The 23821-nt window shown below is 58.5% G+C and carries 20 protein-coding genes and 1 pseudogene; 7 read left to right on the top strand and 14 right to left on the bottom strand.

Annotated elements, in window-relative coordinates; all coding sequences use genetic code 11:
• Both VEV40_RS08150 and VEV40_RS08145 read right to left on the bottom strand, forming a co-directional pair.
• Positions 1–1095 (bottom strand): annotated as a pseudogene (locus VEV40_RS08150) (S9 family peptidase); the annotation flags it as partial.
• A gap of 95 nt (positions 1096–1190) precedes the next feature.
• Positions 1191–3218 (bottom strand): ATP-binding protein, encoded by a 2028-nt coding sequence (locus VEV40_RS08145; protein WP_324831475.1) that lies wholly within the window; start codon positions 3216–3218, stop codon positions 1191–1193.
• A 127-nt stretch (positions 3219–3345) separates the two neighbouring features.
• Between VEV40_RS08145 and VEV40_RS08140 the strand changes: the two genes are divergently transcribed.
• The gene (locus tag VEV40_RS08140) at positions 3346–4245 is read left to right on the top strand and encodes a hypothetical protein (RefSeq protein ID WP_324831473.1); all 900 of its coding nucleotides are present in this window, start codon (positions 3346–3348) and stop codon (positions 4243–4245) included.
• On the opposite strand, the gene VEV40_RS08135 is transcribed toward VEV40_RS08140, so the two are convergent.
• Genes VEV40_RS08135 through VEV40_RS08120 form a run of 4 tightly spaced genes read right to left on the bottom strand, consistent with a single transcriptional unit; the run spans position 4239 to position 7304 of the window.
• Entirely contained in the window at positions 4239–4841 is a 603-nt protein-coding gene (locus VEV40_RS08135; RefSeq protein ID WP_324831471.1) for an HNH endonuclease, read from the bottom strand. The two genes, VEV40_RS08140 and VEV40_RS08135, sit on opposite strands and share 7 nt — an antisense overlap.
• Before the next feature lie 45 nt (positions 4842–4886).
• Positions 4887–5879 (bottom strand): ComF family protein, encoded by a 993-nt coding sequence (locus VEV40_RS08130; protein ID WP_324831468.1) that lies wholly within the window; start codon positions 5877–5879, stop codon positions 4887–4889.
• Positions 5880–5926: 47 nt separating this feature from the next.
• A complete protein-coding gene (locus tag VEV40_RS08125; RefSeq protein WP_324831467.1) occupies positions 5927–6853 on the bottom strand; it encodes an EamA family transporter in 927 nt (308 codons plus the stop codon).
• A gap of 19 nt (positions 6854–6872) precedes the next feature.
• Entirely contained in the window at positions 6873–7304 is a 432-nt protein-coding gene (locus tag VEV40_RS08120; protein ID WP_324831465.1) for a hypothetical protein, read from the bottom strand.
• 738 nt (positions 7305–8042) lie between these two features.
• Between VEV40_RS08120 and VEV40_RS08115 the strand changes: the two genes are divergently transcribed.
• From VEV40_RS08115 to VEV40_RS08090, 6 genes are all read left to right on the top strand, one after another.
• Positions 8043–8225 (top strand): hypothetical protein, encoded by a 183-nt coding sequence (locus VEV40_RS08115; protein ID WP_324831463.1) that lies wholly within the window; start codon positions 8043–8045, stop codon positions 8223–8225.
• A gap of 391 nt (positions 8226–8616) precedes the next feature.
• Positions 8617–10812, top strand: a complete 2196-nt coding sequence (locus tag VEV40_RS08110; RefSeq protein WP_324831461.1) for an OPT family oligopeptide transporter — start codon at positions 8617–8619, stop codon at positions 10810–10812.
• Between the two features lie 81 nt (positions 10813–10893).
• Complete coding sequence (locus tag VEV40_RS08105) at positions 10894–11313, top strand: hypothetical protein (RefSeq protein ID WP_324831459.1); 420 nt, start codon at positions 10894–10896, stop codon at positions 11311–11313.
• Positions 11314–11323: 10 nt separating this feature from the next.
• A complete protein-coding gene (locus VEV40_RS08100; RefSeq protein WP_324831457.1) occupies positions 11324–11482 on the top strand; it encodes a hypothetical protein in 159 nt (52 codons plus the stop codon).
• A gap of 31 nt (positions 11483–11513) precedes the next feature.
• Positions 11514–12365: a class I SAM-dependent methyltransferase gene (locus VEV40_RS08095; protein WP_324831456.1), complete on the top strand. Its 852-nt coding sequence runs from the start codon at positions 11514–11516 to the stop codon at positions 12363–12365.
• A 159-nt stretch (positions 12366–12524) separates the two neighbouring features.
• Positions 12525–13799, top strand: coding sequence for a PP2C family protein-serine/threonine phosphatase (locus VEV40_RS08090; protein ID WP_324831455.1), 1275 nt, complete (start codon positions 12525–12527; stop codon positions 13797–13799).
• 221 nt (positions 13800–14020) lie between these two features.
• Here VEV40_RS08090 and VEV40_RS08085 read toward each other — a convergent pair whose 3' ends face one another.
• The 8 genes from VEV40_RS08085 to ctaD form a co-directional block, all read right to left on the bottom strand.
• Positions 14021–16651, bottom strand: a complete 2631-nt coding sequence (locus VEV40_RS08085) for a hypothetical protein (protein WP_324831454.1) — start codon at positions 16649–16651, stop codon at positions 14021–14023.
• Positions 16652–16979: 328 nt separating this feature from the next.
• The gene (locus VEV40_RS08080) at positions 16980–17840 is read right to left on the bottom strand and encodes a cytochrome c oxidase assembly protein (protein WP_324831452.1); all 861 of its coding nucleotides are present in this window, start codon (positions 17838–17840) and stop codon (positions 16980–16982) included.
• Positions 17841–17913: 73 nt separating this feature from the next.
• Positions 17914–19389 carry a cytochrome b N-terminal domain-containing protein gene (locus tag VEV40_RS08075; protein WP_324831451.1) on the bottom strand — a complete coding sequence of 492 codons (1476 nt, stop codon included), beginning with the start codon at positions 19387–19389 and terminating at the stop codon, positions 17914–17916.
• Positions 19377–19916: a ubiquinol-cytochrome c reductase iron-sulfur subunit gene (locus tag VEV40_RS08070; RefSeq protein WP_324831449.1), complete on the bottom strand. Its 540-nt coding sequence runs from the start codon at positions 19914–19916 to the stop codon at positions 19377–19379. Before VEV40_RS08070 ends, VEV40_RS08075 begins: the two co-directional genes overlap by 13 nt.
• Positions 19917–19938: 22 nt before the next feature.
• Complete coding sequence (locus tag VEV40_RS08065; RefSeq protein WP_324831447.1) at positions 19939–20664, bottom strand: c-type cytochrome; 726 nt, start codon at positions 20662–20664, stop codon at positions 19939–19941.
• The gene (locus tag VEV40_RS08060) at positions 20664–21515 is read right to left on the bottom strand and encodes a hypothetical protein (protein WP_324831445.1); all 852 of its coding nucleotides are present in this window, start codon (positions 21513–21515) and stop codon (positions 20664–20666) included. The genes VEV40_RS08065 and VEV40_RS08060 overlap by 1 nt, the downstream gene beginning before the upstream one ends.
• 10 nt (positions 21516–21525) lie before the next feature.
• Positions 21526–22122, bottom strand: a complete 597-nt coding sequence (locus tag VEV40_RS08055; protein WP_324831444.1) for a heme-copper oxidase subunit III — start codon at positions 22120–22122, stop codon at positions 21526–21528.
• Positions 22122–23813 (bottom strand): cytochrome c oxidase subunit I, encoded by a 1692-nt coding sequence (gene ctaD / locus VEV40_RS08050; RefSeq protein WP_324831442.1) that lies wholly within the window; start codon positions 23811–23813, stop codon positions 22122–22124. Before ctaD ends, VEV40_RS08055 begins: the two co-directional genes overlap by 1 nt.
• Between the last annotated feature and the right edge of the window lie 8 nt (positions 23814–23821).

Below are 23821 nucleotides of genomic sequence, written 5' to 3'. Positions count from 1 at the left end.
TCCGGCTACGAATAAGATATGTTGCGAGTCATCGACCCAGACAAATTCGTCAACCCATCGATCCAGCGCTTTTTCCGTGGGTGCTCCACCTGTTTTGGGATATGTTTTCAGGGTCAACTCGACTTCGTGAGCAATTTTCGTCGCGCGGTCATAGAGCATCAGGCGAAAGCGATCACTCTCATATCCGGCGCGCGCCTGGGAGCGCCATGCGATGTATTTGCCATCTGGTGAATAGGCAGGTGAGTGGTCGCCGCCGGGACTGGTGGAAATCTTCACCGGCTTCGCGTTTGGATCATCGAGGCGCAGTGTGAAGATGTCAGAGTTGGTGCTGATGGCCGGAACCGGATCGAGGTTTTCTTCAAATGCTATTTCTTTCCCGTCGGGGGAAAACGCATATCCGTCGGGACCGCCGAGCGAGAAGGGCGGAACATCGTGCTCATCGCCGGGAGTGAGGTCGCGCGGATCGCCACCATTTATAGAAACCAGAAAGAGGTGGCTGCGCTTGTCTCCAATGAAGGCGTTCCAGTGCCGGTACAAGAGATGAGTAAAAATCTGGGCCTTCACCTTTGACTGCGCCTGCTCTTCATCGCGCCGTTTGTTGCAGGCGTCGTCTTTGCAATCGGGATAGACCGAAGAAACGAACAGAATATTTTGCCCATCCGGAGACCAGATCGCGCCATCGGTCTCGGTGCTCAGGCTCGTCAGCTTATGCGCGTCGCCAATTGTGCCTGTGACTGTGTCAAATGGAGCCAGCCATATCTGCTGGCCGCCTTCGCGGGCGCTCTCGAAGAGAATCTGCTTGCCATCGGGCGAGAAGCGGCCACGATTCTCACCCGCCAGTGAATCCGTGAGCGGCTTTTCATCGCCTCCAGCCGTCGGGACAATCCACAGATGCGAAGTGCGCGTGTTCTTCGCGAGGTCTACATCCGTCACGCTGAATAACACCCAATGGCCATCGGGAGAAACGGCGATGTCGCCGAGGCGGCGCATCTTCATCAGATCCTCAAAGGTCATAGGGCGTTTTGTCTGGGCGGCACCGCCGAAGCAGGCTAGCAGGAGCAGGAGGGGCAGATGGAATCGTTTCAGTCCGGACATGGTTTTCTCAAAGGCTACAACCGTGGCGGTAAGAACGCCAAGATGCGTCGTTTCACCGCAGAGGACGGGGAACCGCTGAGGTTCGCAGAGGTTTTCTAGTGGGCAAGGGCTTCATCGCTCAGTTCCGGCTCATTACGCCGCCTAGGTAGCGGCAACTGGACTACGAGCGCTGCACCGTGGGGCTGCAGATTATGTGCCGTGATCTCGCCGCCGTGATCGCGCACAATGGCATAACACACGCTCAGACCCTTGCCTGCTCCAGCGCGCGGAGATTTAATTGCAGAAAAAGGATCAAAAGCGCGGTCGGGGTCGACGAACCCTGGGCCATTGTCAGAAATCAACACGCGTATCTCGTCGCCGTCATGGCTTACATCGACACGGAGCGTCTTTGCCTGTCGGTTGTCCGAACTGAATACTTCCACTGAATTATTGATGAGGTGCAGAAACATTTGCTGGAGCTGGCTGCGGTTGCCATCAATCTCCGGCAGGTCATCGGCGATATGAAGCTGTAAATCGATCTGGCGACGGTTAAACTCCGTGCGCCGAAGCTGGCAGATGTCCCGCAGGATCTCTGTCAGCGACACGGAAACATGCTCGACCGGTGACGGTCTCCAGAAGCGCAGCATACTCTCAATAATCTGCTTCATGCGTTGCGCTTCGCCGCGTACGACCGACATGTTTTCATGTTCAGGTCGGCCCTCGAGCGTCTCCTGCAGAATCTCCGAGTAACCGAGCACTACTGTCAGCGGATTGTTCAGTTCATGGGCAACACCCGCGGCCATCTGTCCCAGGCCGGCCAGCTTTTCCGACCGTGCTATACGTTGCATCAGCGCATTGTGTTCGCGCATTGCCGCTAGACGCGCAACCAATAATTCCACCGGCAACAGGTCGTCTGGGCGAAGAGGCTGCTCAGGCTGTTTCAATCCACCCAGGAAAAGGCAGCCATCCACCGTACCCTTTCGCGTTTCCAGTGGGATCGCGTACGTTCGGTGGTATTGCAACCGATCCAAGGGATCGCTGGGGACGAACAGTGGCCGCAGATCCACGTTCAGAGTATTACCCATCTCGATGGCGACGCTCTCACTATGCCGGAAGCGATCGGCCTGCTCTGGAGTAACCCGTTTACCGAGCGCTTCAAGCCCAACAACCAGAGGATCGTCCATTCCCGCATGCGCAACCACGTGAAAGTTGCTTTCGACGCTACGTAGAAAGAGCAATGCCTGGCTGAAGCGGCTGGCCGCGACGATCACTTCACAGGCATGCTGGTATGCTGCATCGGCGTTTACGCCCGAAAGAAGTGACAGGTCGATCTCGGAATAGCGCTCCATCTCCATGCGCGCGCGATAGTCGCGTTCCTTCGCCACTTTGTTCTGCGCCAGTTCATCTTCTAACACCAGCAGAATCATGCCGACCGCCGTCATGACTTTGACGAGATTCAGACCGCGGCCGACCATAACTGGCGGTCCATGCGCGGCAAAGATCGAGTCAATCACGGCAGGCATACTCCACAGAAAGAATCCCAGCGAAGTAAACATTACTCCTGGACTCCAACGCCGGTAAGCCGCCGCAAACAGCAAGGCGGTCATCAGGTTACTGGCGCTCTGCGCGAGGAACAACACAAAAGAATAGTTTCCGTCGTACGTAATCCAGATACAAACAGCACCCAGCACGATTGGCAGTCCTGCTGTAAGCCAACGCGGCAATAGATTCTTGCGGAGGCCCCACATCATAGCTGCCCAAGTCGCCGTGAACGCGCAAAGCACAAGCAACCAGTGCAGCCATCCATTTGCCTGGGGATATATCGAGATAACTACCGCAAACAGCAGCAGAGGCGCGGCGAACGCATAAACGTACAGGAACCGTGGCCATCGCTTAAAGGCAAGCGGCGACATGGAACCAAGAAACATCATCGCCGCCAGAATCATAGCCGCGTTAGAAACAGCAAAGCCGATGCTGGGTCTTCGCACGCCAGCCACTTCAGTGGCCAGGTGGAGAGTGGTCATGCTCCATCCCACTAGCCAGAGGAGCCGCCGCGTGGTTCGCGCCTGGAGATATAGCAGGACAAAGACCACCAGCAGCATGCTCAGGAGCGCCAGCACCGGTATTCGGTAAAACTCGGTCATTGTCCCGGGGAGGATGAGCCAAGTGTACGCCGCAATTCATGCTTGATGCGCCGAAAAATTACCGTAACCAGCCCGATTGAGTGCCCCAGGCAGGCTCCGACGCGTCTATCCTGTTAGTGGAGTGATTATGACTTCAGTGAATCGAAAGCGGCTGTTCTCATTCGCATTCGCTGTCGGATTCCTCACAACTGCCGCATTTGCGCAGGTGTCCTACACGGCCATGCCGCTCGACGCCGGCTTCGGCAAGCTCGATACGTCAGCGCCATCCGTTCCCGCGCAGCAGATTATCGACAACTTCACCGCCAAGGAATCGCAGTTTCGCGCCGCCATGGGCGATTACACCTATGAGCGCAGTGTGAAGGTGGAGACGCTGGACGACGATAACAAGGTAGACGGCCAGTACTATCAGGTGACCGATATCACCTTCGACCCGAGCGGCCACCGCTATGAAAAAGTCGTCTTCGCGCCGGAAAACTCTCTAGTGCGCATCTCCATGAGTCCGGCTGATTTTCAGGACATCGAGCAGCGGCTGCCCTTCGTGCTGACCAAAGAAGACGTTGGCCAATATGACCTGACGTATGTCGGCAAGCAGAAGGTCGATGAAGTCGATACCTATGTCTTCGACGTGAAACCGAAGGTCATGGAGAAGAACAAGCGCTACTTCCTGGGGCGCATCTGGGTGGACCAGAAAGACCTGCAAATTGTCGTCACGAATGGGAAGAACGTACCTGACGATACGCGTAAGGGACACGAAGACTTATCGCCTCCGTTCACGACCTATCGCGAACAGATTGACGGGAAATACTGGTTTCCGGTTTATACGCGGGGTGAAGGCATCCTGCACTTCTCCGGTGGGAACGGCTACATGGCCCAGGAAGTGCACATTCGCGAAACGCTGAAATACGCCAAGTACAAGCGGTTCGGATCGACGGTGAAAATCACTTTTGACGGGCAGGAGATTGGGCAGGGAACGACTCCGGGAGCGGGGCAGCCGTCGCCGCAACAGCAGCCGACAAAGCCTCAGTAGTAGAGGTATTTCCTCCACTTCTGGTCGCTGTGACCGATCATGCGCATGATATGCCGGCTGGTGTGCAGCGTGAACGGACGCGGCTCACGCAGCAGTTTCATGTCCTCCAGTTCGTGCAGCAATTGGTTGCCCTTGCGCCGATTGCAAGCATGGCAGCAAGCGACAAGGTTTTCCCATGTTGACAGACCGCCGCGCGAGCGGGGGACGACGTGGTCGAGCGTGAGCTCGCCTGCGGGCAGAACAATGCCGCAATACTGGCAACTGTTGCGGTCGCGCAACAGGATGTTCTTGCGCGAGAGAGCGCGCGTCTGGTGCGGGATGCGTCGGTACTCGAGCAGGCGAATGACTGAGGGCAGTGGCATGAGGACGCGAGCGGCATGGAGCATCGCGCCCTGCTCTTCTTCAGTCTTGGCAATGCCTTTCAGCACCAACACCAGGGCGCGGCGCGCTCCGCAAATGTTGATCGGCTCATAAGAGGCGTTCAGCACCAGCACCGGCGATTGCATAGTGGTGCTGGCGGGTATCCGCGCCTCTTCGCGTGGAGCTACGACGTGCTTCAGTTTGCGCGCGTGAATCATGGCTCTTCCCAGTGACATTTCTCAGCCTCCAACACAGACCTGAATGAGCGCGGCCCTCAGCGCTTACATGCCGGGGGCCGCAGGAACAAATCCCGCATCCCAGATCGCCACATCGTCGTGCATCGGTACATCCTGTGCGGGCATGGCCGGCGGCTGGACCATCTCCTGCCGCTGCGCCCGCGCCACTGTCGCCACATACACGTTGTTCGCTCCGGCACGGCGCAGTGTCTGCGCGCATGCCCGTGCCGTTGTTCCTGTGGTGTAAATGTCGTCGATCAAAAGCACATCCGCGCCTTTCAGCTTTTTCGGAGAAGGCGCAAAAAAAGCGCCGCGCAAATTGGCGCGACGCTGGTGCGGAGTAAGCCCCGCCTGACTTTGCGTGGAGCGGCGGCGTTCAAGGATTCCCGTTGCCAGCGTTAATTCCCAGTCGGGACGCATCTTTCGCAGCTCCTTCACTGCAGCTCGCGCCAGCGTCTCCGCCTGATTAAAGCCGCGCTGCCGCTGCTTCGTGCGGAATAGCGGTACCGGAACTACCAGCAGCTTTTCAGGTAAGCCTTCCATCTCCTGTACCTGCCGCGCCAGAAGAGCGCCCAACGGTCCGGCGACCGGCTCCATTCCGTCGTATTTAAGTAGATGCAGCAATGACCGCAGATGATCTTGATAGAGGCCATGCGCAACGGCGCGTGCGAAGGGCGGTGCAGCCGCACGGCAGATGCGGCACAGCAGTTTTTCCGATTCGCCGAAGTCGGAGATGCCCAGCGCTTCGCCACAAATCGCGCACAAGCAGCCAGATTGTTCGGGAAGATTTTTCCAGCAGGAAACGCAGACAGGAACGCGGGAGATACGCAGGAGAGATTCGCCGCACAGGCGGCATGGCGCGGGAAAGAGGGCGCAACAGAGGTTGTCCACCGGACTTCGCAGCACGCGAGCGACCGCTCTCCATGCTGAAGCACCGGCCTGTCTTACGTCGAGCGCGTTTGCGTCACGCTGACTGGAGAAGACACACCTCTCATGGCTGGCAATGCCTGCCACTGTTAACAGTGTAGCGCGAAACATTGCACAATTCCAGGTGCTGGCGGTGCGCAGGTGGATAGTTCGTACTCTCAGGCAGCAACCTTCCGCGCAGCAGGAACCACCTGCTTTCCAGTCAAGATAGCAAAGACACCGCCGAGCACCAGCAGAACTCCAAACCCCTGAACCGCAGTCAATCGCTCACCGGCCAGCAAAGCTCCGGCAAGCAGAGCAATCACTGGATTCACGTAGGCATAACTCGCCACGCGCGTGGCCGGCTCGTGCGCAATCAGCCAGACATACGCTGTGAACGCGAGAATTGAAGCGCAGAAAACTAGATACGCCATGCTCAGGACCAGCGTTGGTCGCAGCAGTACATGAAGTGGAGGCAGACGCCGCATTTCTCCATCTAATGCCGACAATACAAACAGCAAGGAACCACCAATGGCCATCTGCAAGCCGGCGTTCAGCGTCTGCGGCTTTGGCAAAAAAAGCTTGCGCGACAACAGCGTTCCGCCTGACCAGCAAAGCGTGCCGCCGATCAGGACGAGCATGGCTAGTGTTTCGGCGCGGTTCGCAGCTCCATGAGCCGATGAAGGCGCCTGCCATGCCAGAACCACCACTCCGGCGAATCCGAGAATAATGCCCGCGACTGACATTGCTGTGGCCTTCTGCGAGCGCAAAATTGCCAGTTCTCCGATGAAGATCCAAATCGGAATCATGGCCGATATGACCGCCGCAATTCCTGACGGCACGCGAATCTCGCCCCAGAAGAGCGCTGCATACATCAGGGTGAACATGATGAATCCGAGCGTTGCGCCGCCGCGCAACGAGCCGCGCGGCATGTTCGTCTGTCCGCGGAGATAGCTGTAACCGACCAGCAGCAGTCCGGCCAGCGTGAAGCGAAATCCGGCAGCGAAGAAAGGCGGCACGGTTGCCACAATCACGCGAATCCCCAGAAACGACCCGCCCCAGAGGATGTAAATCGCCGCGTAAGCCAGCAGCCTGCGGATGGACATGGTTTAGGATAGCGCCTGCTCAGTCGAACTCGACGAGTGGGCCGACTTCTTCGCCTTCGGGAGTTAGTTCCAGGCGGCGGACGGAGTGAAGGTTTCCGATCTGGTCGAGTCTGCTGCAGTTGGCGGAAGCGATTTGCAGGCCATAGAGCAGGAGACTGGCGCGTTTAGCGTCGAGTTGGTTAACGGCGAGGGCGCGGAGAACTTCGGTGAGGACAATCTGAACGGCGGTGCGGTCTTCGAGCATGGGCATGGCGATGGTGGCAGCGGCAGGGACGGTCGCGGTAGCTCCGTTGGCTGCGGCTTCGGCGGGCGTAACGGAAGATGGGGCGCGGCGCAACTGAAGGTGGAAGTAGCAGAAGCGGTGTCCGCGAATGGCGATGGCGCGGCATTTCTTTCCGCTGGGGCGAACGTGCTGGCATTCATAGAAGGGCGTTTTCTGAGCTGCGGGCATAGGTATCCTCCCCCTCCCCTATGGTGGGCAGTTTTATTTGTTTTCAATGGTTTAGCGGGGGATCATCCCCTGCTATGCGGCTGATTCTGCTTGGGTTTAGGTGGTTCCTAGTGTTTTCAATGACTTACGAGAGAATCCTTTCTGGCCTCCAGAGCTTAGAAATGAAAACGCCCGCTTTTTTGGCGGGCGTTTGTTTTGATTTCTGCTCTTATTTCTATTTTAGCAGGTTGAGGGAAATAACAGGTCAGATGAAGCTTCTTTTAAGCCGATTGTTTTCATAAGCTTGCGGCAAAAGTTACCTTCGTAAGGACTTGACAAAGGAAACTGCCCGGGCCTGAAGGCCCTCTCTGCGTGCCGCTCCTCTATTCCCCGCGCTAAAGCGCGGGGCTTCGACCGGGCCTTGCTTTCGCAAGGATTGATACGAAATCCCGGGTCTCATAGAGACCTGGGGCACCCGGCACCCAGCATTGTTCTTAGCTGCAGCCTGTCCTTACAGCCGAAAAGCAAAGACCGTCGTTGCTCCGCAACGATTCGCATGAACTTTGTTCGTGTGGGTCCTTCGACTCTCTCGCTCAGGATGACATCGGTGGGGGCAAGCTGGCGTTTCGGGACGCATCGCGCGATCTGTTCGCTCGGCGTAAGGATTACGAATTGTGCGTTCACAGCGGCCAGTGGTATTTTGATTGCGCCTCGCATGGGGCGGGTCCTCGTTCGCTGAATCCTTTAAGGAGGTTTGTTATGGGATTGCTGGAAGATGCGGAGAAAATCGCAGGAGCCGTGGTCGCAGTGGAAGGCGCGAAGAAGCTGGACCCGAATGCATCGATCCTGACCGAAGGCGCGGCTGCCGTTGCCGGCTTTGAAGGCGCCGGGGCACTCGCCGAGCACCTTGAAAAGAAGGAAGACGAGCCACAACAGGGATAACTGAGAATCCAGGCCCCGGGCCTGAAGGCCCCTTTGTGTTTCACTTATTCACCGGCCTAAAGGCCGGTGCTTCTACCGGGCCTTGCTCTCGCAAGGCTTGTGGGGTTGAGATTCGCCCTTTCCCACCCTATGGCAAGCTCAGGGCAGGATCGGCATTGTTTTTAGTTGCAGCCTGTCCTTACAGCCGAAAGGCAAAGGTGATCGTTGCTCCGCAACGATTCGCAGCTGTTCCCGCTGCGGGTCCTTCGACTGCGCGCCTTCTGCGCTCCGCTCAGGATGACATTGGTGGGAATAATGGGATCGCTGGTACTGCTTCTGGGAAGAAGCATATTCGTCCCTGCCTAATCGCGGCCCAATCCTGATACACTCTCGCTTCCTGGAGGTATCCTGTTTGGCTGCACCGCAAGGTTTTCAACCCTTTGTTCCCGCGAGTGAGTCGAGGCCTGAGTTTTCTGTTCGCGCGATTCTGCTGGGCGGCATTTTTGGGCTGCTTTTTGGGGCGGTTACGGTTTATGTCGGGCTGCGGGCCGGACTTACCGTGGCGGCGTCGATTCCGATTGCCGTGCTCTCGATCAGCGTGCTGCGGGCGCTGGGGCGGGCGTCGATTCTTGAGAACAACATTGTCCAGACCACGGGCAATGCGGGGCAGTCGATTGCGGCGGGCGTGATCTTCACGCTGCCGGCGCTCATCTTTCTTGGCTTCGATCTTGAGTACATCCGCATCTTCATGCTGGCGCTGCTGGGCGGATGGCTGGGTGTGCTGTTCATGATTCCGCTGCGGCGGCAACTGATTGTCGAAGAGCATGGGAACCTGACTTATCCGGAAGGCACGGCCTGCGCCGATGTGCTGATTGCCGGGGAGCGCGGCGGATCGTTTGCCAGCAGGGTTTTTTTCGGCCTGGGGCTGGGCGCGCTCTACACGCTCTTCCAGAATGAAAACCTGTTGAGCGCATGGCCGAGCACTCCGAACTACGAGCCGAAGTGGCTGCCGGGCGCGGCGATTCGCGCTGAGGCAACGCCGGAATACCTAGGCGTGGGCTACATTATCGGGCCGCGCATTGCGGGGACGCTGTTTGCGGGCGGTATTATCAGCTGGCTGGTCGTGATGCCGGCGATTCATTTCTTTGGCGCGCATTATCCCGGAGCGATTTATCCGGGCACGGTCCCCATCTCGCAGATGTCGCCGAGCGACCTGTGGCGCGTGTATATCCGACCCATGGGAGCGGGCGCGGTTGCCGCGTCAGGCCTGATTACGCTGCTGCGGACGATGCCGACGATTGTTGGAGCGCTGCGCGCGGGCGTGAAGACCATCGGCAGGAATGCGGCGACGGACAGGTCGCTGCGCACGGAGCGCGATATTCCGATGAACATTGTGCTGCTGGGGAGCGCGCTGCTGGTGCTGTCGATTTTTCTGTTTCTGACGTTCAAGCCCGTTCCAGGCGCTTACACGGGATGGCTTGCCAATCTGGCGGCAGCGCTGCTGATTCTGGTGTTCGGTTTTCTGTTTGTGACGGTCAGCAGCCGCATTGTGGGGCTGATTGGCAGCTCGGCGAATCCGATCAGCGGCATGACGATTGCGACGATCATGGCGACGGCGGCGATTTTTCTGGTGAAGGGCTGGACGGCTCCGGCGTTCGGCGCGCTGGCCATCATGATTGGCGGCGTGGTGTGCATTGCGGCGGCCAACGCGGGCGATACGTCGCAGGACCTGAAGACGGGATTCATTATCGGCGCTACTCCGTGGAAGCAGCAGCTTGCGGTGATGGTGGGCGTGGTGGTGTCAGTATTTTCGATCGGCGTCACGCTCAATGCGATGAACAAGGGCCTGGAAACATTTACGCCGATGAAGCAGCCGATTGCTTTCAACGTGAGCGCTCCGCCAGATGGAGTGCAGGTGCAGCAGCAGCACTTTGCGCGGCAGCGTTTTTTGCTGACCAAGGCTGACAACTCAACGGAGTTTGTGGAGGGCGGGCAGTACGAACTGCTGAACGCGCTTGGATCGACGACGCTGCCGGATGGGAAGTATCTCTACAACCCGCAGACGGGCAAGATTGAGGTGCAGTGGATACAGGGTATCGGCAGCGAAAAGGCCGCTGCGCCGCAGGGGCGGCTGATGGCGACGGTCATCAACGGAATTCTGTCGCGCAAGCTGCCGTGGGGGCTGGTGTTTCTTGGAGTCTTTCTGGTGCTTGCAGTGGAAGTGCTGGGCGTGCGGTCGCTGTCGTTCGCGGTGGGAGCGTATTTGTCGATTGGGACGACGCTGGCGATGTTTTGCGGAGGCATTGTGCGCTGGATGGTGGACCGCGCCGTTGCCAAGGCCGGAGGCGACGCTGAAGAGACGAGCAGCGAAATCTCGCCCGGATCGCTTTATGCCAGCGGGCTGATTGCCGCGGGCGGAGTGATGGGCCTGACAGGCGTGGCCATCAAGCTGTATGAAGCTGCAACCGGGCACGAGCTGCATCTGTGGTTCGCAGAAGGAAGCCCGATTTATGGCCTGCTGCAGCATCAGTCGATTTCGATTGTGGCGTTTCTGCTGCTGGCGTTCTCGTTGTATTACTTTGCGAGGAAGCCGCTGAATAACAAGTAGGCAACAAACCTTTGACGAAACGCATCCCGGAATAGCTCTGCATCCAAACTGATTAGAGGAATTGCTATGTGTATTCCGAGGATGAGTTTCGCTTCAACGAGCGTGTTGTGCGGCATTATGATTTTCGCGGTCGTCGGCTGCAGAACCAGGCCGGACACAGGAAATTTCAAGACTGCGATTGACAATTACTATGCCGTGCATCCGAGCTGCGTGTGGCAGAGTCCAGTCAAATTTCCCGTGCAGGCTGACACCAGCAACGATACGCAGACGAAGGGATTCGATGCGCTGACTGACGCGGGGCTGCTGACGCGCACGCCGCAGGAGAAGAAGCGCTTCCTCGTTGGTTCGAAGCAGGTGAATGACTACGACCTTTCGGACAAAGGGCGCTCGGCATGGACAGCTGATCCGGCCCAACCGGGGTACGGCAACTTCTGCTATGGGCATCGCGATGCGACCTCGATTGATAACTACAGCCTAAAGCAAGAATGCGAACGGCGGTAATACGGCGGTGGTGAACTACCACTATGATCTGACAGGTGTTCCGGACTGGGCGAAGTCGCAGGAAACGCAAGCCGCTTTTCCGAATGTGCAGGCCGATCTTTCCACAGCGAAGAGTGCGACGACGACACTGGTGCAGACGAAGGATGCCTGGCAGGTGTCCACGGAGTGAGTTTGGCGCAGCCCTCGGATACACTCGGTACATGCAGGAGGGCAGCCCCAGCAAAACCGCATTCGGAGTGGCCCGGCGGCGCGCTGTTCATCAGGTCCTCGATCACCCGCCGCTTGTGCTCGACGACCCTGTTGCGGTCCGCATCCTTGGGCCACAAGCGGCAGACGGCATCACGGCGGAGCGGGAAAAGCACAACAATCAGTTTTCGCGGGCGATGCGCTCTTTCATGGTGGCGCGAAGTCGCTGCGCGGAAGACCATCTCCGCAGCGCAGTTGCGGCGGGCGTAAAGCAGTATGTTGTTCTGGGCGCGGGGCTTGATACGTTTGCCTATCGCAATCCGTTTGAGCAGCTAAGGGTTTTCGAGGTGGACCATCCGGCAACCCAGCAGTGGAAGTGGTATTTGCTTACAGAGGCGGACATCGCAGTCCCGGCTTCGCTGAGCTTTGTTCCGGTTGATTTTGAGGAGCAGACCCTGACCGAAGGGCTGGCGCAAACCGCATTCGATTTTGAAAAGCCAGCTTTCTTCTCGTGGCTTGGGGTCACGCCTTACCTCACGCTCGAAGCTTTCCGTGCGACGATCGGCATGATCGGATCGCTGCCGGAAGGAAGCGGAGTGACGTTTGAATACGCGCTTCCGCGGGAGCTGCTTAGCTTCAAGGAAAAGATTGCGCTCGACATGCTTGCTGAACGTGTGGCCATAGCGGGCGAACCGTTCCAGCTTTTCTTCCCGCCGCAGGAGATGCAGCAGGAATTGCGACGCGCGGGCTTCGGCAGGATTGAGGAGCTGACGTCAGGCGACATTAACGCGCGGTATTTCAAGGGCCGCAGGGACGGTTTGCAATTGCGCGGTAATGTCGCGCGGCTGGTTACGGCATGGGTGTGATGATCCCTCGTTCCTTATTAACCCGGGCCTGAAGGCCTTTTCTGTTTTGCGCTCTATTCACGGGCTAAAGCCCGGTGCTTCTACCAGCCTTGCTACGCAAGGTTTGATAGAAAGCCCAGGTCTCTACGAGCCTGGGCATCCACGAATATAATGCCGCGTATGAGCTCGCCTGCTTCCGGCGTGGCCCTGGGCCATCGTCATCATGCGCACCGATGCAGCTTTCATCCTGACCGGCAGGACCTGTATCTTCGCCTCGGTACTGTGAACGTGTTCGTTCGCGATCAGGAGCGGAGTCTGAGGTTTTATGTGGAGCAGCTTGGATTCGAGCTGGCGCTGGATACGGAATCACCCTCCGGCGAACGTTTAGTGACTGTCGCGCCGCCGGATGGAACCGCCATGCTTGCGCTCACCTCGCCCCGGCCCGGCTCGGAGGAATACAAACTCATCGGCAGGCCCATGCAGATCGCGTTCCTGACGGAAGATGTCTTCGGCAAATACAAGGAATGGCGCAATCGGGGCGTTCCGTTCCTTCAGGAGCCGCAGACAGATCCATTCGGAAGCATCTCGACAACCTTTCAGGATATAGACGGCAATTCATTCACGCTGACAACAGATGATTCCGTTGTCCGCGAGGTTGAAGAGCATCGCCGTGAACATATCGAGAGATTCGAAGCGGAACGCCGAACGGCACAGGAACTGGAACATGCCCGCGAAGTGCAGGCGCAGCTCTTTCCGAGGGTGCTGCCATCATTGGCTACGTTGCAATATGAGGGTCTCTGTATACAGGCGCGTTCCATCGGCGGCGACTACTACGATTTCCTGGAGCTTGGCGGCGACCGTATGGGACTTGTGATTGGCGATGTTTCGGGAAAAGGCACTGCGGCTGCACTTTTGATGGCGAATTTGCAGGCGCACTTCCGGAATTTGTGCACGACCTATTCAAGCCGTCCGTTTGTGCCTTTTGCGCTGGAACAGCCGCAGCGGCTATTGCATGCCGTCAATCGGCTGTTCTGCGAAAACACGGCCGACCACGCCTTCGCTACGCTCTTCTTTTCCGAGTACGACGATGCGGCACGGCGGTTGCGCTATGCCAATTGCGGACACCTGCCTGCGCTGCTGTTACGCTCAAACAACGATCTTGAATGGCTCGATTCGACGGGGACGGTTGTCGGCCTTTTTAAGAATTGGGAGTGCTCCGTTGGGGAGTGCCAGCTTTCGGCGGGCGATACAGTGGTGCTTTATACAGATGGCGTTACCGAATCGTTCGATGCTGAGGGAGAACAGTTTGGGGAAGAGCGGCTGGTGAACGCGCTGCTCCGCAACCGCGAGCTCGATTCGCAAGCGCTGCTTGGCGCGCTGGTCCGCGAGGTACGTGGATTCAGCGGCGAGAGACAGCATGACGATATTACGTTGATTGTGGCGAAGTGCGGGTAAGGGGCTCACAACTCCGCAGGTCTAGACCAGGGCTAAAGCCCATTTGATTTGCCGTCAATTTCACCGGGCTGAAGCCCGGTGCTTCTACCTAGCCTGCTGCGCAGGCTCGATGGACGAAATCCCAGGTCTCTACGAGACCTGGGGCACCCGGCATCCGGCACCTGGCAGCAAGCGCCAGGGCAGGCTCCGGGGCCTGGCCTTTTCACAATAGAAAGCCAATCTTAGTGCGGCTGTTGGGTCTGCGATGGTGCCGTTGTATCTGTCGGCGCCAATGGCGCAGTCTGCGTTTCGACGGATTTTGGCGGCTCTGCTGGCGCTGTCGGAGCGGCTTCGGGCTGTGCGGTTGCCGGAGCGGGCACGGTCGCTGATACCGGCGTGGCTGTCGGTTGCGCGGTAGAAGCCTGTTGCGGTGGCGGCACGGGCTTGCGCGGAATGACTACCGTATTCACCGCCGCGGGATCGTCACGCAGCTTGACATAGAGCGACCCGCCCACAGGATGCGGCACCTGCAGCATGTTCCCGGCAAAGCCGTCGGGCACCTGCATCACCTGCGCGAACGTTGGATCGGCAGAGACTGAATCAATCAGGAACAGGCTCGTCCCTGTCAGCGTGCAGACGTGTGTCGTGCCATGAGAGCACTGCACTCCATCCAGCGCAGGCACGCGCACCAGGTTCGCCAGTGACTGCCAATCGCCGGCCGTGCCATTTGGAGCTATCGGGCGAAAACGCAGCGGGCCAAATGCTGATGATCCGAAGTTTTTCGCCGGATCGACGGTCGCGAGAGCTGTCTTCGCATCCTGCAGCGTGAGGCTGCCGTCAGCCATGCTCAATGTTGTATGAAAACCGCCGTCGGCGGTCGCCACTTCGATTTTTTCTTCGGGTGAAAATGTCTCCGGCGTAACGGCCTTGATGGAAAACACGAGCCTGCTATTCAGCGGAACTTCATTCGTGTCGCTCAAGGCAATGCGGGTGTCTTTCGTGGGATCTTTTGCCGGGTCGAGCGGTTGCACGCTCTTGCTCAACAACTGCACCTGCGGGCGTGAATTCATGACGCTGGCCTGCACTTCTACTGCTCGGCCATCTTTGAGCTGAACATGCGCCGTGGCTTTTTCGCCCGCTTGAAGTTTGGCTGCGGCATCGGGCTTGACGGCCGTCATGGTGAGATCGTCACCGCTGGCGGTGTTGGCCAGCTTGCCCGGCTTGAACTCGATGCCCTTCATGTCGAGGCTGGCCACTTCATCCAGACGATTGCCGGTAAGCACTCCCTGCGAGTCGCCTGCATTGATGTTGAAGCTGTCGTATTTGCCTGCTTCGGCGAGACTGTGCAGGTCAATTTTCTGCGGCTCTTTTGCTCCTGCCTGATGGACCAGAAGAATCAGAGCGCCCGGGCTTTCATCTTTCAGCGGGACTTTTACTTCGAGCTGGTCCGGCTGATTCGCCTTCCAATCTGCCTTGAGCTCACGTCCTGATTCGGTCTTAGCCGTGATGGACTCGACGCATGTCGCGTTGCCTGAGGTGAAGTGCAGTGTGTCCTCGCGGCCTACTATAAGGGCATGAGTGTCGGTCGGGGCCAGCTCCCACTTTGTGGTTTGCGCGTTCTGTAAGTGAAAGTTCGGTCCTGAGTAAGGTTCGAATCCCCACATACCGCGCAGCGTTCCGGTGAGGCTGTCGTTCAGATCGCCGGTCTTCAAGGATTTTGCATCGATCACAAAACCGCCTTCAACCGGATCGGCCTTTACGGGAATGTCGATGTCCTTACCCGACTTGTTTTTTACGCGCAGCACCATATCGTGCGCGTAACTGGTGGCGAAGGCCAGCGGCGCGCCTTCAGCCGGTAGCACCAGCTTGTCCTTCGCGATGCAGAACTCCTGCTTTTCATCGACTGCGCGCAGCGGCGGCTGGTGTCCGCCATCGATTGCAGGCAGCGCCATCACAATCACTGATTTCGGATTGCGGAAGGACGGGGGCGTATTCAGCTTCAGGTTCACTTCATTGTCGTGAAATGTATTCAGCGCCGGAATGTACTGGTATTGCGCCGTATGCACCGTCTCCAGAATGTGCGCGATGTCAATGACTGAAGCAACGTAAGGGCTGAAGTATCCGGCGCCGGCGCGCTGCGTATAGCTCAATTGCATGGCCAGATCGCTGCCTGCGCCTGTCGTGAACGCATCGGTGACGGACAGGGTGTGCCCGTCATCCATCACCAATTGGTTCTGTTTCTGCACCAGGCATGACGCCTGTTCTTCGACGACCTTCTGCAGGCATTCCTGGTCGAGCTTGATGCTCAAACTGCGCGCGAGCAGCGGCGAAACATCTTTCAGCCTATCCGGATTAGTTTCGTTGATGGTGCGCACGGCATCGAGATAAGCGTCGAGGCGGGCTTTGTCGAGACTCAGCTGGTTCAGGTCCTGCGAAGCGCGCACAAATGAACCCGGCCGCGAGTGGACTGCGTCGCGTATCGCGCCGATATCTCCGCCTGTAGATGGAGCGAGGAAGACCAATGCCTGCTGCGCGTCTGCAGGAACAGTTACGAAAATGCCTTCGGATTCGACCTTCTTGTTCCACGTCTCGGCCTTGATGAGCCAATCCTCAGGTGGAGGATTGGTCGAGCCGCGCAGAAACGCCACCACCATCAGGTACTTCACCGACTGCCCGGGTGGCAGCACGGGATGAATCCACAGCCTGTCGCCAGCCGCAAGGTTCGGGACCTTCGCGATGGGCAGCGTCTTGCCCTTGCGCGTAACGCGCACTTCCACCGTCGGTCCTGTCAGATCAAACGGGGCGGGGTCGGCAAAGGCAAGCAATGTTACGGAAAACAATACGGCAGCTATCAGGCGGAATGGCTTGAACATAATTCTTTTAAAAGCAATGAAAGTTTTCGTTATTTCTGGATGTGGGTCAAGCGCTCACAAAATGATTCCCGGACGGAAGGACATCCGTCCAGCCACCCACGATCAGAAGACCTGCTTCTATTCTAGTCGCCTTTGTATAGACACGGAGCGGATGTGCAGAGTTTCGTTCTTATTGCGAACCATGAATGGAAAGTGAGGGCTTGTTTCGATATTGATTTCTAAAGACTTAGGAGATGGAGAACTGCCCGGGGCTGAAGCCCCTCTATTTCCCGCATTTTTGTTTCACAGGGCTGAAGCCCTGTGCTTCTACCAAACTGCAAATGAGGACTTAGACACCACGAGGGTAGGGCGCGGCGGACATGTGTCTGCGTCCGCGATTTGGGCTGAGGAGCCGCAGGGTGATCCAGAAGGCGGGAATGAGGAAGACCGTAGATCCGAAGACCCACATAAAGCCGCCGGCAGCAGCCTGATCGTAGATAGGATTCCAGCCCAGAGGGTTTGTCTGCAAGGCGTAGCTTGGATAGATGGGCCTTCCGGCAAAGCAGAGGAAGGCGGAGAGGCCGGTATTCACTATGTCTGCGGTGAGGATGTATGGGATCAGCATCCAGCGCAATGCCTGGCGTCGCGTGGGCCAGGGCCGGAGAATCGGCCACCAGAAAAGCACGCTGGTGAAGAAGAAGCAGGCGTGCTCCAGGTTGTGCCAGCCCTCTGAGCGCAGGGCCAGCTCATACGCCCTGGGAACATGCCAGCCGAGATAGGCAATGTTCATCAGGAGCCACGCCGGTTTCAGGCTGGTGAGGAACTGGCCTACTTTCCGCAGCCAATGGAGGCGGAAGAGCGGGCCGAGGATGTTTCTGACAAAGGGCCGCGGTAGTCCGCGCAGCAGCGGAACCTGGGGCGCACCGAGCAGCAGGAGCGGCGGCGCAACCGACATGAAGACGAAATGCTGCGCCATGTGGGCGGAGAGCAGGCGGTCGTCGAGGGTGTCGAGCGGAGAAGCGATGGCGAGGAAGAGCGAGAACAATCCACCGAGAAAACAGAAGAGCCGCCATTCAGGGAACTGTTTGGGGCGCGTTCGCCCAATCAGGAGCCATCCGCGAACGTAGATCAGCGCTGTTACGAGCAGCGCGATCGTGGTCAGCGGCGGGATGTTCCAGTTAAGCAGGACGGATTGGAGATCAGGGGACATCGGTGGGTCGGGGGCTTATCCCAGGTCTCTACGAGACCTGGGGCACCCTGTATTCAGTGACATCTACACATGTTTATGGCTGCGGCTGCGATGCCAGCGCTTTCTGCTCCTGCTGTGAGGCATCGACGGCCGGTTGCTGGCCTGCGGGCTTCAGGGTTTCGAGGAAGCGCACCAGCGCTGTCACTTCCGGCGGGCTCAGGTTTTTGCCGTAGGCGGGCATATTGCCGCCGCCCTGAAGCACCTGCCGGATGAGCTGATCTTCGGTCATGCGGGTGGCCACATCATCGAGCGCCGGGCCGCGCTCACCGCCTGTTCCGCCGATGGAATGGCAGTTGCGGCATTGCTTGGCCTGAAAGACAACCGCGCCCTGACGCACCAGCGGCGATGCGTCGTGGATGAGCCTGGGTGGAACGGGATTGCTGCTCCAAGCGTCCATGTGCGGGCTCCACGGGGTGCGGGTGCCGAGATGGGTGAAGACGCCAAAAGAAACAGCGACTGTCACCAGCACCAGGATGGCCACCGGACGGCGATGCCAGCTCTTCTCGCCTTCCCCAGCCACCAGCGGAAGCGCCAACAGGATGCAGATGCCGATAATGGGAACAATCAGCACGAACGGCGTTTCGAGGCTCGGGGGCAGATACGAGAGGATCGAGAATATCCAGAGGAAAAAGAAGTCTGGCCTTGGGTTGGTCTGGATGATGGTCGGGTCAGGCTGCCCGCCCGGCCCAAACGGCCCGAAGACAACGGCGCAGACCGCAACGGCAGCAAGAATCGCGGCAGAAAAGAAGAGATCTTTCCAGAGGGCGTCAGGCAGAAACGGCAGGCCATCTTTTTTGGTGAGCTCGTGATACTCCTGCAGGTAGGTGGAGCGGCGCACGATGCGGCCGGGCATCGGCCACTCGTTGACGCCGAGCTTAACCACCATCCAGATATGCGTGGCGGTGAAAAGCAGCAGGATGCCGGGGATGACGAAGACATGCAGAGCAAAGAACCGCGACAGCGTGGCTCCGGCAATGATAGGCCCGCCCAGCAATAAGTCGACCAGCGGGCCGCCTATGAGCGGCACGCGGCTCATGATGGATGCGCCGATGCCGAGACCCCAGTAGGCGTCCTGGTCGAAGCGCAGGACCTGACCAGTAAAGGCCATGCCCAATGTCATGAGCAGCATGAAGACGCCGAGGATCCAGGTCAGCTCACGCGGGAATTTATATGCGCCGAAGGTAAAGACCTGGACCATGTGGACGAGCACGACGGCGACCATGAAGTTCGATCCCCATCCGTGCATGGCGCGCAGGAACCAGCCGAGATAAAGCTGATGATTGAGCTGGTCGAGGCTCCTCCATGCATCGCTGCCGGAAGGCACATAGATCAGAGCCAGGAAGATGCCGGTAATAATCTGCAGTGCCAGCAGTGTTGTGGCGGCGCTGCCAAAAACGTAGAACCAGCTCGCCGTCTTCTTCGGCACCGGATGCAGGACTGCTTCCTTAACCGGCCCCTCCAACTGGAGGCGCATCTCAAACCAGTTGTAGAGCCGCTTTAACCGAGGCATGGAGACTTCCCTTTCCCGAGCATGGCCTGGTCCGCCAGGGTGGGCATCTGGCCCGCGTTGATGTGCAGCTCGCCTTTTACGATCTTGTAGTTATAGGTAAACAAGCCGCGCTCGGGAGGCCCCGAGGCCCGCTCACCGTCGGCGTAATACACGCCGCCGTGACACGGGCACATGAACAGCTCCGACTGCGGAAACCAGCGCACCGGGCAACCAAGGTGCGCACAATTAATGGCGAAGACCTGAAAGGTGTCGCCGCTCACATGCCGCACCCAGCAGGGGGTCTTGGCCGTCTCGCCGTCCTGCGGTTGCTCGAATGGATTCACGAAGGTCGCCAGCCGCGTCTGGCCTTCAGGAAACTGGTCCAGCGCGCCAAGGGAAATCCATTTCAGGTAAGCGCTCTTTTTCTTGATGGGCGACAGCACGTATCCGATGACCGGTATGGCGATGGCTGCGCCAACGACTGCGTTGAACGCAAACCCAATGGCCATCAGCACCGTCCGCCGTGTCACTTGTTTCTTCTCACTCATAAACTCTCATCCTTCTTCGCGCTCACGGCTGCGATGGATACGGCTGGCCGGGCGTCTTCTGCCGCTGACTTGAGATCCACGCCACAACGTCGGTCACATCCTGGTCGCTCATGGGGCCGCCGGGAACGCCACGCCAGTCCGGATGGCCGATGTCGGGACGCCCAGCAATAACGATGGCGCGCAGCGACTGGTCGCCGATCAGCGCTAAGTAAGAGCCGTCAGTAATGGATCCCTGTTTCGCATCCTTCTGCTGTACGCCTGTCGTATGGCAGCTGGCACAATGCGCGGTGAACACCTGCTGGCCGTGCGCAACGTCGCCCTTTTTGTCCGTATTGTAGGGCGGAGCGTCGAGTCCCTTCAGGGTGTCCGCCTTGTACCAATGTGATCTCATGCCGTCCACGAGGGCGAAGATCTGGTCGTCAGTTAGCATGCCGCCGGCGCTCTTTGCGAAGGCTGGCATTAGCGTTCCGTCTACGCCAGTAGAAATCGCAGCAGTCAGCGTGCCCTCGTCCACAATCGCCTGATACTCAGGGTTGGCCAGCGCAAGGGACGCGCCATGCGTGCCGTCTGCCCCGTGGCATCCTGCGCAGTTCTCCGCGTAGAGGCGGGAAAAGTCCATGACCTGGTCGGGGCGCTGGGCTTCCGAGCCAACGGCAGGTTTGCCGGTGTGATTGCAGCCGGACAGAACCATGGGCATGGCCAGGCCGCAGAGAATGAGAATACCGCCGCAGAATCCGCGCGCGATCATCAGTGGCGGTCCTCCCCTTCCGGGTGAATGCCGGATGCTTCGATGCCCATGCGCAGCACAAACGGCATTGATTGTCCGGTGCGTATTTTTCCCTGGCGTATGACTACAAGTCCGGCGACGAGACCGAAGGTGACCTGCGAGACAACGAACCAGCCCCAACTGATGCGCGCATCGAGCGCGGGGTTGATCACGCCGAGGGATGAATGCAGCAGCCCTGTCCAGAGCAGCGGAGCGACGACGCCCCCGAGAATAATCGGATGGCGCGGCAGCATGGGCAGCATGGCCCCGTACAAAAGGCCGATCAGAATGCTTCCCGCGGCATGAATGATGGTGGCGATGATGAGCGCCGACAGGTGAAATGAAGCGATTTCCGCCGTTGTTGGGTTGGTCCAATGGGCGACGCCCGCGCCGCCGAGCAGGTTCACCGGATACCAGATGCTGTGTTGGCTAATAAGGCCATAAAGCAGCGCGGGGAAGATCATGGCGATACCCCCCGCGATGCCGCCCTTGATGCCGGAGAGGATGGGGTAAGTTTCGACCGGAAGGTGCGCGCGGTGTTCTTCGCTAACTTCAATGCGGGTCACGTGCGTACGCGTGGAGGCGATTGTGACTTCGTGCGCTTCGACCGGAATGTCTTCATGCGCTTCGTGCGGCAGCACCTGACGGAACCAGCCGGCGCATCCGGAAACGAGCAATACTGCACCAAGAATGCTGATGACGGCGTTGGTGACCAGGCCAGCCATGATTAACGCAAAGCCTAAGGCGAGCACGATGGGCCACGCGGTCGGCGCAGGCAGATGGATCGTGCCGCCGTGCTCGCCTGAAGGATTGGAATGCTCGTGTGCGTCCATGCTTCTCTCTCTATCGGCCAATGATGTAAACCACGGTGAAGACTACGATCCAGACGGCGTCGACAAAGTGCCAGTACAGTGCCAGGACCTGAATGCGCTCGGCGTGCTCTTCCTTCACGTGGCCAGTAATGGTGAACAGCAGCACGATCAAGAGTGCGCACAGGCCGATAGTGACGTGCGAGGCGTGCAGTCCGACCAGCGAATAGAACGTGGTGCCGAAAAGGTTGGTGCTGATCGTCAGTCCGTCGTGGTAAATCAGCTTGTTCCACTCAAACCCGGTGCCGACAAGAAAGATCGCGCCGAGCACAAAAGTCAGCCCCCACCATAGTCCGAAAGTCCGGACCTTGTTTTGCTCAATCGCGCGCTCTGAGAGCCAAATGGTGAGGCTACTCGAGAGCAGGGCGATGGTGTTGAAGAGCGGGACATCGAGGACCTGGCTGGGCGTGGGGCCATAGAGGCTGCGGCCGATGTTGTAGATGTAGGCCACTACAAAAATAGTGAAAATGGCCGACTCGGCAATGATGAGGCAGAGCATGGCAACGCGCCCTTTTGAGGGCTGCACCCACTGCTCATGTTCTGCCTGCGCTACTGTCGCTACTGTGCTCATCACTCGTATTTCCAGTCCGGATCATCCGGATGCTTCAAGTCCCACAGCGGACGGCGGCTCGTGACCACCGGGTCGGTCGCAAAGTTATAGGCAGGCGGCGGAGACGGCGTCGCCCATTCGAGCGTCCAGGCGTCCCAGGGATCGTTTCCGGCCTCCTTGCCCTTGAAGTACGACCAGATAAGATTCCAGGCAAAAACCAGCACCGCGATGGCCTGGATGATCCCACCGATGGAGACGATCATGTTCAGCGTTCCCCATCCGCGGTCGGCGCCATAGGTATAGATGGAGCGAGGCATCCCAAGCAGGCCGGGGATGTGCATCACGTCGAACGTAACGTGGAAGCCGATGATGAAGAGCCAGAAATGCCACTTACCCAGCTTCTCGCTCAACATGCGTCCAGTGACCTTGGGATACCAGTAGTAGATTCCGGCAAAGATGCAGAAGACGATGGCTCCCACCAGCACATAGTGGAAATGCGCGATCACAAAATAGGAGTTGTGCAACTGCCAGTCCCAAGGGGCCACCGCCAGCATGATGCCGGTGAGACCAGCAAGCAGGAACTGAAGAACAAATGCGGTGCAGAACAGCATGGGCGTGGCAAATCGAATCTTTCCGCCCCACATGGTCGCCAGCCAGTTGAAAATTTTGATTCCTGTGGGGATGCCCACCAGCATGGTCGAGAGCACGAAGAACGCATTGCCAACCGAAGTCATGCCGATGGTGAACATGTGATGCGCCCATACGCCGAGGCTCACAAACGCAATTCCTACGGAAGCGGCCACCATTGCCGGGTAGCCGAAAATCGCCTTGCGCGAGAAGACGGGAATGACCTCGTTGGCAATGGCGAAGGCAGGCAGCACCAGCACATAAACTTCAGGATGGCCGAAGATCCAGAAGAAATGCGCCCAGATGACCGCCGACCCACCTGCCTGCGTGTCAAAGAAATGTCCGCCGAGGTAACGGTCGATCAGCAGCATGATCTGCGCGGCGGTCAATGGCGTGATGGCGAGGAGCGCAAGAAACGCGGTGACCATGTTCAGCCATACGAGCAGCGGCAGGCGCATCAGCGTCATGCCCTTGCAGCGCATGCAGAGCGCGGTGGCGATGACATTGACCGCCGCGCCGATGGTGCCGAAACCGGTGACGATGAGCGAGAGCGCCCAGTAGTCCGTGCTGTGGCCGGGCGAAAAGGCGCGCGAAGTAAGCGGCGCATAGGCCCACCAGGTCACGTCAGGAGCATTACCCTGGCCGTAGAGTCCGCCGCCGCCGATAAAGCTGTAATAAAGCAGGATGCCGCCGAAAAATGTCAGCCAGAAACTGAGTGCGTTGAGGCGCGGGAACGCCATATCGCGCGCGCCGATCATCAGTGGGATAAGGTAATTCGCAAAGCCGAAGATGTAGGTCATGCCCACCAGAAACACCATCGTGGTGCCGTGCATGGTGAAGAGGCGGTTGAAGACCTGCGGCGAGATGAAGTGCATATTCGGCTGAATGAGTTGAATGCGGATGGCAATGGCCTCCGCTCCGCCGACGAGCAGGAAGAAGATGGCATAGACCATGTAGAGGATGCCCAGCTTCTTGTGGTCCACGGTGACCACCCAACTGTTCAGCCACTCCAGCACGGCAGCCTGTGACCAGCGCCGAGGGGTGGTCTCAAGCGGGCCGGGAATCGGATAGGTTGAATCTGCCATTGGTCTGT

Origin of the sequence: Alloacidobacterium sp. (assembly GCF_035631355.1) — a bacterium.
In the GTDB taxonomy this organism is placed as follows: Bacteria; Acidobacteriota; Terriglobia; order Terriglobales; family Acidobacteriaceae; genus Alloacidobacterium.
This window is presented reverse-complemented; position numbering and strand designations above follow the sequence as displayed.